We start from the raw sequence: 8,831 nt of genomic DNA on the forward strand, positions 1-8,831 counted from the left end.
TCACCGACGCAATCGCGGGTAAACCCGCTCCTACAGGGTCCCTGTACATCGCGAACAGCGTCAGTCTGGGCGCTGCAAGCCTTCCAGGCAGGTCGCCAGGTGATAAGGCGTAGTCGACGGCATGTCGCTGCGACTCACCACTCCCTGTCCATCCCGGCATTCATGCCAGCCGCCCTCATGCAGGAACTGCCGACGCAACACCTCTAGCTGGACGGGGATTTTCGCAGCGCCATCCGCCCGCAGCTTCAACGCCCGCAGATATTCCGCCTGCGCCCAGATCCTCTGGGTCGCATCGCGCACACCGCCGTCCGGATCGAGCATCGCCAGCACCGCCCCTGCCTTCACGCCGTGTTCCTCGGCGAAGCCGAACGCCCGCTCCAGCGACTGGTGCAGCGCCGTCTCCTTGAGCAGTGGCGAGGTCTCCAGCAGGTAGAACCATTCGAACTGGTGCCCCGGTTCGAACCAGTTATCCACAGCCCCGCGCGGTTTCTCCAGCATCACCCCGTGCCGCGGATCGATGAAATGTTCCTGCATGGCTTCGCTCAAGGCGACCAGCGCCTCCCGTACCTGGTCGTCCTTACGCACGGCGAGGGTGGCGAGGAAGGCTTCGGCCAGGTGCATCAGCGGGTTCTGCAACGGGCCGCTGCCCAGGTCCGCCCAGTCCTCGTCGAGGCTGGCCTCATACAGGCCATCCGCCGTGGCGAAGCGCTCGGCGACTACGCTGAGGGCGGCGTTCAGGGTCGATTCCACCAGGCTGTCGCGGGACTTCGCCCAGTAGTGGGCGCAGGCGAAGATGATGAAGGCGTGGGTGTAGAGATCCTTGCGCCGGTCCAGCGGCTTGCCGTCGGCGTCGATGCTGTAGAACCAGCCGCCGTGTTCGGCATCGTGGAAGTGCCGCTGCAGGGAACGGAACAGCGCGGCGGCGCGTTCGCTGGCACCGGGCTGCTCGATGCAGCTGCTGAACAGGTAGAGCTGGCGCGCGCAGGCCATGGCCCGGTAGCGCTGCACCGGCAGTGGCTGGTGCGCGGAATCGAGGGCTTCGAACGGCAGGGCCATGTCCGGGTTCCAGCCAGGACCTTGCCACAGCGGCACGATGCACCGATCGAAGTGGTGCTGGACTTCAGCGAGCAGGGCGGGCTGGGCAGGGGAGAGTTCGGACATGGAAAAGGTTCGTCGCCGTCGTTGCGTTGGCGCGCATGGTAGCAGGAAATTTCCCCGTGGCGCCGGGATCAGCCGGGGTTGCCGAGCCCCTGCCAGTGCCGGGCGCCGACGAAGATGAAGCGCAGTTGCTGGGTGATCTTGGCCTGGGCGCTCAGTTGCCCGGGGGCCAGTTCCGAGGGATCGATCAGTTCGGGCAGGGTCGCGAACACGGTCTTCACCACCAGGTCGGCCATTACTGCCAATGCATCGCTGTCCAGGTGCTGCCAGCGACGCATGCGCCCCAGGTCGGCGGCAAGGTCGGAGCTGATGCCTTCGCGCAGGCGGGCAATGGCCTGGCGCACGGGCTGCGAGCCGCCGTACTGCTCGCGGGCGAGGAACAGGAACTGTGCGCGGTTGGCCGCGACCACATCGAGGAAGATGCGCACCGAGGCATCGGTGATGCCACCCAGCTCGAACTCGTTTTGACGGACCCTGCGGATGGTCTGGCGGAAGGTTTCATTGACTTCGCGGACCAGGGCCAGGCCCAGTTGGTCCATGTCGTCGAAATGGCGGTAGAAACCGGTGGGCACGATACCGGCGGTGCGGGCCACTTCGCGCAGGCTGATGCTGCCGAATCCGCGACCGCTTTCCATCAGTTGGCGGGCGGCATCCAGCAGGGCGTGGCGGGTCTGTTGCTTCTGTTCGGCGCGCGGCAGCATGGCAGGTACGGTTCGTGTGAAACAGGCCTGCACTCTAAAGGCCGAGGCCGGAAAAACAAAGCCCGGTCAGTTGACCGGGCCTCGGAGGGGAAGGGGTTGCGCACGGGTAGCTGTTGTTTTGGCGCATAGGCATCAGCTCACCCGTTGGGCTTGTTCGATGGCACGGTCGGAACCACCTTCGGCAACACGGTTGGCACGTTCGATGGCGCGGTCGGAACCACCTTCGGCAACACGGTTGGCACGTTCGATGACTCGGTCGGAACCACCTTCGGCAACACGGTTGGCACGTTCGATGACGCGGTCGGAACCACCTTCGGCAACGCGGTTGGCACGTTCGATGGCGCGGTCGGAGCCGCCTTCGGCAACGCGGTTGGCACGTTCGATGGCACGGTCGGACCCGCCTTCGGCAACGCGGTTGGCACGTTCGATCACGCGGTCGGAGCCACCTTCAGCCAGTGTGTTCAGCGGCTGGGAAACGATGGCCGAGCTGGAACGGGCTTCGGCGGAGAGGTGTTGATCGGCGGCCGGCAGGGCAAAGGCGTTGGCGGCCAGGATGGACAGGGTCAGGCTCAGCAGCAGTTGGCGTTTCATGATTTGGTTCTCCTCGGAGAGGGTGGGAAAGTGGGTACGAAGCCAATGCTACTCTTGGAAATTGGATAGAAAAGTTCATAAAGATAATGGTAACAATCAACAGGATTGATACATTCCGCGAGACGCTCTAGGGCGGGCCTTTCCCGAGTGCCATTGTCGGAATTGCCGGGCGTTTCGATTGGAAACATCGCCTCGGATCGATGGAAAAACTGACGAAGACATCAGGAAAAAATCGCTGCGCGCGAGCCAATTGGGTAAAACCCCTCGGCGTTTCGTCAGTCCCAAGTACAAGTGCGTGGCTCACGCACGCTGCCTGCCTCGCGGTTACTGGAGATTCGTGCAATGACGCGCCCCGCCAAAATCATCACCTGGACCCTCGCCAGCCTCGTGCTGGTGCTGGCGTTGCTGGTGATCTTCATCGCCACCTTCGACTGGAACCGGGCCAAGCCCTTCCTCAACGACAAGGTGTCGCAAGCCCTGCACCGGCCCTTCGCGATCAACGGCAACCTCGCCGTGCACTGGCGTCGCGAGCCCGAGGAAGGGGGCTGGCGGGCCTGGGTGCCGTGGCCGCATTTCACCGCCGAGGACCTTACCCTGGGCAACCCGGACTGGCTGAAGGAACCGCAGATGGTCGGCCTGCAGCAGGTGGACTTCCGCCTCTCGCCACTGCCGCTGCTGGCGCAGCGCATCGTCATCCCGCGCATCGACCTCAAGCTGCCCACCGCCAGCCTCAAGCGCCTGGCCGACGGTCGGGCCAACTGGACCTTCGACTTCGGGCCCAAGGACGAGCAGGCCGAGCCTTCGAAGTGGGTGATGGATATCGGCGCCATCGGTTTCGACAAGGGCCAGGTGGCCTTCGATGACGCCACGTTGAAGACCAACGTCCAGGTACAGGTCGACCCGCTGGGCAAGCCCATCCCGTTCAGCGATATCGTCGGCAAGAGCGCCGCCGAGAAGACCGCCAGGGAGCACGGCAATGCCCAGGACTACGCTTTCGGTTTCAAGGCCAAGGGCACTTACAAAGGCCAGGCCTTGACCGGTGAAGGCAAGATCGGCGGCCTGCTGGCCCTGCAGGACGCCACCCAGCCGTTCCCGGTCCAGGTGGACATGAGCATCGCCAAGACCCGCGCCATCGTCGCCGGTACCCTCACCGACCCACGCAACCTCGGCGCCCTCGACCTGCGGCTGAAACTCTCGGGCGCCAGCCTTGGCAACCTCTACCCGCTGACCGGCGTGACCCTGCCGGACACCCCGCCTTACCAGACTGACGGCCACCTGATTGCCAAGCTCCATGAGCCGGGCGGCGCGGTTTTCCGCTACGAGGGCTTCAACGGCAAGATCGGCGACAGCGACATCCATGGCGACCTGTCCTTCGTCTCCAGCCAGCCGCGGCCCAAGCTTACGGGCAAGCTGGTGTCCAACCAGCTGCTGTTCAAGGACCTCGCGCCGCTGATCGGCGCCGACTCCAATGCCAAGCAGAAAGCCCGTGGCGGCGCGGCGAAGCAACCGGGCGACAAGGTGCTGCCGGTGGAAGAGTTCCGCACCGAACGCTGGCGGGCGATGGACGCCGATGTCACCTTTGCCGGCAAGCGCATCGTGCAGACCGAGGAGCTGCCGTTCACCGACCTCGACAGCCATGTCTTCCTCGAAGACGGCCTGCTGCGCCTGGAGCCGCTGTCCTTCGGCGTAGCCGGCGGCAAGCTGGACATGCTGGTGCGCCTCGACGGCCGCAGCGCGCCGATGCAGGGCAGGGTGCGCTTCACTGCGCGCAATCTGAAGCTCAAGCAGCTGTTCCCGACCTTCGAACCGATGAAGACCAGCTTCGGCGCGCTGAACGGCGATGCCGACCTGAGTGGTCGCGGCAACTCGGTGGCGGCGTTGCTCGGTACCTCCAATGGCGACCTGAAGCTGCTGATCAACGATGGCGCGGTGAGCCGCAGCCTGATGGAGATTGCCGGGCTCAACGTCGGCAACTACGTGGTTGGCAAGCTGTTCGGCGACAACGAGGTGAAGATCAACTGCGCGGCGACCGATGTCGGGATCAAGGATGGCCTGGCGACGACCCGGCTGTTCGTGTTCGATACCGAGAACGCGGTGATCTACGTGACCGGTACGGCAAACTTCGCCACCGAGCAACTGGACCTGAAGATCAACCCTGAATCCAAGGGCCTGCGCCTGTTCTCCCTGCGCTCGCCGTTGTATGTGCGTGGCTCGTTCGCCAAGCCATCGGCCGGGGTGCAGGCGGTACCGCTGGCGTTGCGCGGTGCGGGGATGGTGGCCTTGGGTGTGGCGGCCGGGCCGGCGGCGGGGTTGCTGGCGTTGATCGCCCCGAGCAGCGGGGATGAGCCGAACCGGTGTACGCCGTTGCTGGAGCAGATGCGGGCGGGGAAAGCGCCCAAGACAGTGAAATGATTCGAGGGCCCTATCGCGGGTGAACCCGCTCCCACAAGGTCTCCTCAGGCCTGAGGCTGGTGGGGATCCTGTGGGAGCGGGTTCACCCGCGATGGGGTCAGCAAGAACAATAGAGAAATCAGGGCCCTTTCAACAGATCCGCCATATCGTCGGCATGCTCTTCTTCCTGGGCCAGGATGTCCTCGAAGATGCGCCGGGTGGTCGGATCGCTGTCGCCGATGAAGCGCACGATCTCCCGATAGCTGTCGATCGCGATGCGCTCTGCCACCAGGTCCTCCAGCACCATCTCCTTCAGGTCCTTGCCGGCCACGTATTGGGCATGGGAGTTCTTGCTCAGGTTGTCCGGATTCAGGTCCGGCTCGCCGCCCAGTTGCACGATGCGTTCGGCCAGCTTGTCGGCATGTTCCTGCTCCTGGTTGGCGTGTTCGAGGAACTCCGCCGCGGCGACGCTGGCCTTGATCCCGCTGGCCATGTAGTAGTGGCGCTTGTAACGCAGGGTGCACACCCACTCGGTGGCCAGCGACTCGTTGAGCAGGCGCAGGATGGTTTCACGGTCGGCGTTGTAGCCTTCGGTCACCGCGCCTTGGTCCACATGCTTGCGCGCACGTTCGCGCAGGGTCTTCACATCGGTCAACGTAACGTTGCTCATGACAGTCTCCAGGCTGGAAAAAACGGGTGCGCCGCGCTCTGCCGGCGCGGTCGCTACATCAGGTACGAGTACCGCAGCGGGCGGAAAGTTTTATCAGCCGCGTACCGCGTGATCGTCTTTCTCACGCTGCTCGCAGGTCTTGAAGCCCTTGTCGTCGACATGCCCGGTGGCGTCGAAACGCACGTAGTACGCCTGCTGCTGGCCTTCCTTGTTGAGGATGTAGTTGTTGCAGGTGCCGCCGTGGGGCAGGTCGATCACTGTGGACGGGCTGCCGCCGATGGCGATGACCTTCTGCATGGTCATGCCTTTCTCCACCTGCTTGACCAGCGGTTGTTCGCGGTAGGTGACATAGTCCACCGGGTTTTCCGGACGGCTGCTGCAGCCGACCAGGGTCGCGGTTGCCAGAAGAGCTGCCAGGGCGTGCTTGTACATGGTCGTACTCTCTCGTAGTGGGCCGTCAGTGGCCCGATACGGATTTGGAACCGCAAGCGGGGACGGGAGTTCGATTGCGATTGCCATCGTTTCGCCTGTAGGGTGGTCGCTACGTCCAGGGACCGGAGGTCCGTATGCCGCAAGCGCTCGCCACTCGTTATCCGCTGGTGTTGGTGCCGGGCATGCTCGGCTTCGTACGCCTGGTGCTCTATCCCTACTGGTTCGGCATCGTCGCCGCGCTGCGCCGGGGCGGCGCGCAGGTGTATCCGGTGCAGGTGTCGCCGCTGCACAGCAGCGAGGTGCGTGGCGAGCAACTGCTGCGCATCGTCGAGGAACTGCGCCAGCGCACCGGCGTCGACAAGGTCAACCTGCTCGGCCACAGCCAGGGTGCGCTGACCGCCCGCTACGTGGCGGCGAAACGCCCGGAGTGGGTGGCGTCGGTCACCTCCATCGCCGGGCCCAACCACGGTTCGGAGCTGGCGGACTATTTCGAGCGGGAATATCCCGGCGACTCCCCGCGGGGGCGTTTGCTCAAGGCGCTCCTGCACGGCCTGGCAGTGCTGATGGGCTGGCTGGAAACCGGCTGGAAGGGCCCGGCGCTGCCTGTCGATGTGCACGCCTCGCACCTGTCCCTGACCCGTGCCGGCGTGGCCGCCTTCAACCAGCTTTATCCACAGGGCCTGCCCGACACCTGGGGCGGTGAAGGTCCGGCCGAGGTCGATGGCGTGCGCTATTACTCCTGGTCCGGCGTGCTCACCCCCGGCATCACCGATCGAGGCCTCAACCGGCTGGATGGCAGCAATCGTTTCTGCCGGCTGTTCGCGCGGACCTTCGTGGTCGAGAAAGGCCAGTGCGACGGCATGGTCGGGCGCTACAGCTCGCACCTGGGCCAGGTGATCGGCGACGACTTCCCCCTCGATCACCTGGATATCGTCAACCAGTCCCTCGGCGCCGTGGGCAAGGGCGCGCAGCCGGTGAAGCTGTTCACTGACCACGCGGCCCGCCTCAAGGCCGCCGGCTGCTGAGCCTCGACCAAGGATGTAAGAAATCTTGTCTAAACTCCGATGACCGCTGCCCCCTCACGCAGCGCTCGGGAGAAACACCATGAAGATGCTGCACGTGCCGTTGTTGGTGCTGGGCTTGCTGATGGCTTCACAGGGATTCGCGGCCACCGCCCAGCAGGAAAAGATGAAGACCTGCAACGCCGACGCCACCGCCAAGGCGCTCAAGGGCGACGAACGCAAGGCGTTCATGAGCGACTGCCTGAAGGCCAAGCCCGCCACCACCCAGCAGGACAAGATGAAGACCTGCAACGCCGACGCCACGACCAAGGCGCTCAAGGGCGATGAACGCAAGACCTTCATGAGCGACTGCCTGAAGAAAAAATGATCACCGCCGCACGCGGGCCATTGCCCTGGAGCAATGGCTCGTCGTCCGGCGACGCCCGCCCCTATGCCTGTACGCCGAACGCTGGCAGACTGCCGCCTTTGTCGTCTTGGCTGTCTGAGGTTGTATGACTTTTACCCAGCGTCAGATCGTGCTGGCCAGTTGGATCATCATATTCGCCGGCTTGTTGCTGGTATTGCCGCTCAAGTTGCTGCCGAGCCTGCTGGCCGGATTGCTGGTGTTCGAGCTGGTGAACATGCTCACGCCGAAACTGCAGCACGTGATCGCCGGGCCGCGTGCGCGCTGGCTGGCGGTGGCGTTGCTGGGCACCCTGGTGGTCAGCACCCTGACCCTGATCTTCGCCGGGGCCATCAGCTTCCTGTTGCACGAGGCGGAAAACCCCGGCGCCTCGCTGGACCGCTTCATGCTCCTGGTGGACCAGGCCCGCGGCCAGCTTCCGCCGTTCATCGACGCCTACCTGCCAGCCAGTGCCGCCGAGTTCAAGGTGGCCATCGGCGACTGGCTGAAGACCCACCTCGGCGAGCTGCAACTGGTGGGCAAGGGGGCGGCGCACATGTTCGTCACGCTGTTGATCGGCATGATCCTCGGGGCGATCGTCGCGCTACAGCGGATCCCTGATATTTCCCGGCGCAAGCCGTTGGCGGCGGCGCTGTTCGAGCGCCTGTCGCTGCTGGTCCAGGCGTTTCGCAACATCGTCTTCGCGCAGATCAAGATTTCCCTGCTCAACACGGCGTTCACCGGGGTATTCCTGGCGGTGGTCCTGCCGATGTTCGGCGTGCACCTGCCGCTGACCAAGACCCTGATCGTGCTGACGTTCCTGCTCGGCCTGCTACCGGTAATCGGCAACCTGATGTCCAACACCCTGATCACCATCGTCGGACTGTCGCTGTCGATCTGGGTGGCGGTGGCGGCGCTGGGCTACCTGATCGTCATCCACAAGGTCGAGTACTTCCTCAACGCGCGGATCGTCGGCGGGCAGATCAGTGCCAAGTCGTGGGAGCTGTTGCTGGCGATGCTGGTGTTCGAGGCGGCATTCGGGCTGCCGGGGGTGGTGGCGGGGCCGATCTACTACGCGTACCTGAAGAGCGAGTTGAAGCGGGTGGAGCTGGTCTGAAGGGCAGGAGCGCTACCCGGATAGTGTGGGAGCGGGGTGACCCCCCCGGGGGCTGGTTGGGTTTGCAAACCAGTAAACCGGGGGACGCCCCCCCCACCAGGCATGGGGCGGTGGCCGGGCGGGGGCCGGGGCGCCCCCCCCACAAGTGGGGGGGCCCCCACCCCCCCCCCCGGGCGGGGCGCGGCCCCCCCGCCCGGGCCGGTCATCCCCCCCGGGGCGCCCCGCCCGGCGCGGCCCCCCCCCCCCACTCCCCCGGCCCCCCCGCCGGCCACCTTTCCCGCGGGGGCGACCTGGGCCCGGCGGCGGTCTCGCCCCCGGTGCCGGGCGGCCCCCCCGCGGCGGCGCAGGCCCGGGTCCTCGCCCATGT

Annotated in this window: 9 protein-coding genes; 4 read left to right on the forward strand and 5 right to left on the reverse strand. The window is 65.3% G+C overall.

The features are described 5' to 3' along the window. Window positions 1-60 precede the first annotated feature (60 nt). The 3 genes from V0R59_RS29305 to V0R59_RS29315 form a co-directional block, all read right to left on the reverse strand. A complete protein-coding gene (locus tag V0R59_RS29305; protein WP_330078063.1) occupies window positions 61-1,161 on the reverse strand; it encodes an AGE family epimerase/isomerase in 1,101 nt (366 codons plus the stop codon). Window positions 1,162-1,229: 68 nt separating this feature from the next. Next, window positions 1,230-1,859 carry a TetR family transcriptional regulator gene (locus V0R59_RS29310; protein WP_330078064.1) on the reverse strand — a complete coding sequence of 210 codons (630 nt, stop codon included), beginning with the start codon at window positions 1,857-1,859 and terminating at the stop codon, window positions 1,230-1,232. 132 nt (window positions 1,860-1,991) lie between these two features. Then, window positions 1,992-2,450 (reverse strand): phage infection protein, encoded by a 459-nt coding sequence (locus tag V0R59_RS29315; protein ID WP_330078065.1) that lies wholly within the window; start codon window positions 2,448-2,450, stop codon window positions 1,992-1,994. 342 nt (window positions 2,451-2,792) lie between these two features. Between V0R59_RS29315 and V0R59_RS29320 the strand changes: the two genes are divergently transcribed. After that, complete coding sequence (locus tag V0R59_RS29320) at window positions 2,793-4,862, forward strand: AsmA family protein (RefSeq protein ID WP_330078066.1); 2,070 nt, start codon at window positions 2,793-2,795, stop codon at window positions 4,860-4,862. 118 nt (window positions 4,863-4,980) lie between these two features. Here V0R59_RS29320 and V0R59_RS29325 read toward each other — a convergent pair whose 3' ends face one another. Continuing rightward, entirely contained in the window at window positions 4,981-5,511 is a 531-nt protein-coding gene (locus V0R59_RS29325) for a ferritin-like domain-containing protein (RefSeq protein ID WP_330078067.1), read from the reverse strand. 93 nt (window positions 5,512-5,604) lie between these two features. Then, window positions 5,605-5,943 (reverse strand): osmotically-inducible lipoprotein OsmE, encoded by a 339-nt coding sequence (osmE, locus tag V0R59_RS29330; protein ID WP_330078068.1) that lies wholly within the window; start codon window positions 5,941-5,943, stop codon window positions 5,605-5,607. A 134-nt stretch (window positions 5,944-6,077) separates the two neighbouring features. On the opposite strand from osmE, the gene V0R59_RS29335 reads away from it, so the two are divergent. The 3 genes from V0R59_RS29335 (at window position 6,078) to V0R59_RS29345 (ending at window position 8,464) form a co-directional block, all read left to right on the forward strand. After that, entirely contained in the window at window positions 6,078-6,968 is an 891-nt protein-coding gene (locus tag V0R59_RS29335; protein WP_330078069.1) for a triacylglycerol lipase, read from the forward strand. A 79-nt stretch (window positions 6,969-7,047) separates the two neighbouring features. Beyond that, window positions 7,048-7,332: a PsiF family protein gene (locus V0R59_RS29340; RefSeq protein WP_330078070.1), complete on the forward strand. Its 285-nt coding sequence runs from the start codon at window positions 7,048-7,050 to the stop codon at window positions 7,330-7,332. A 124-nt stretch (window positions 7,333-7,456) separates the two neighbouring features. Next, window positions 7,457-8,464: an AI-2E family transporter gene (locus V0R59_RS29345; RefSeq protein ID WP_330078071.1), complete on the forward strand. Its 1,008-nt coding sequence runs from the start codon at window positions 7,457-7,459 to the stop codon at window positions 8,462-8,464. The last annotated feature ends 367 nt before the right edge of the window (window positions 8,465-8,831 follow it).

The organism is Pseudomonas ulcerans (assembly GCF_036324125.1).
Lineage (GTDB): Bacteria > Pseudomonadota > Gammaproteobacteria > Pseudomonadales > Pseudomonadaceae > Aquipseudomonas > Aquipseudomonas ulcerans.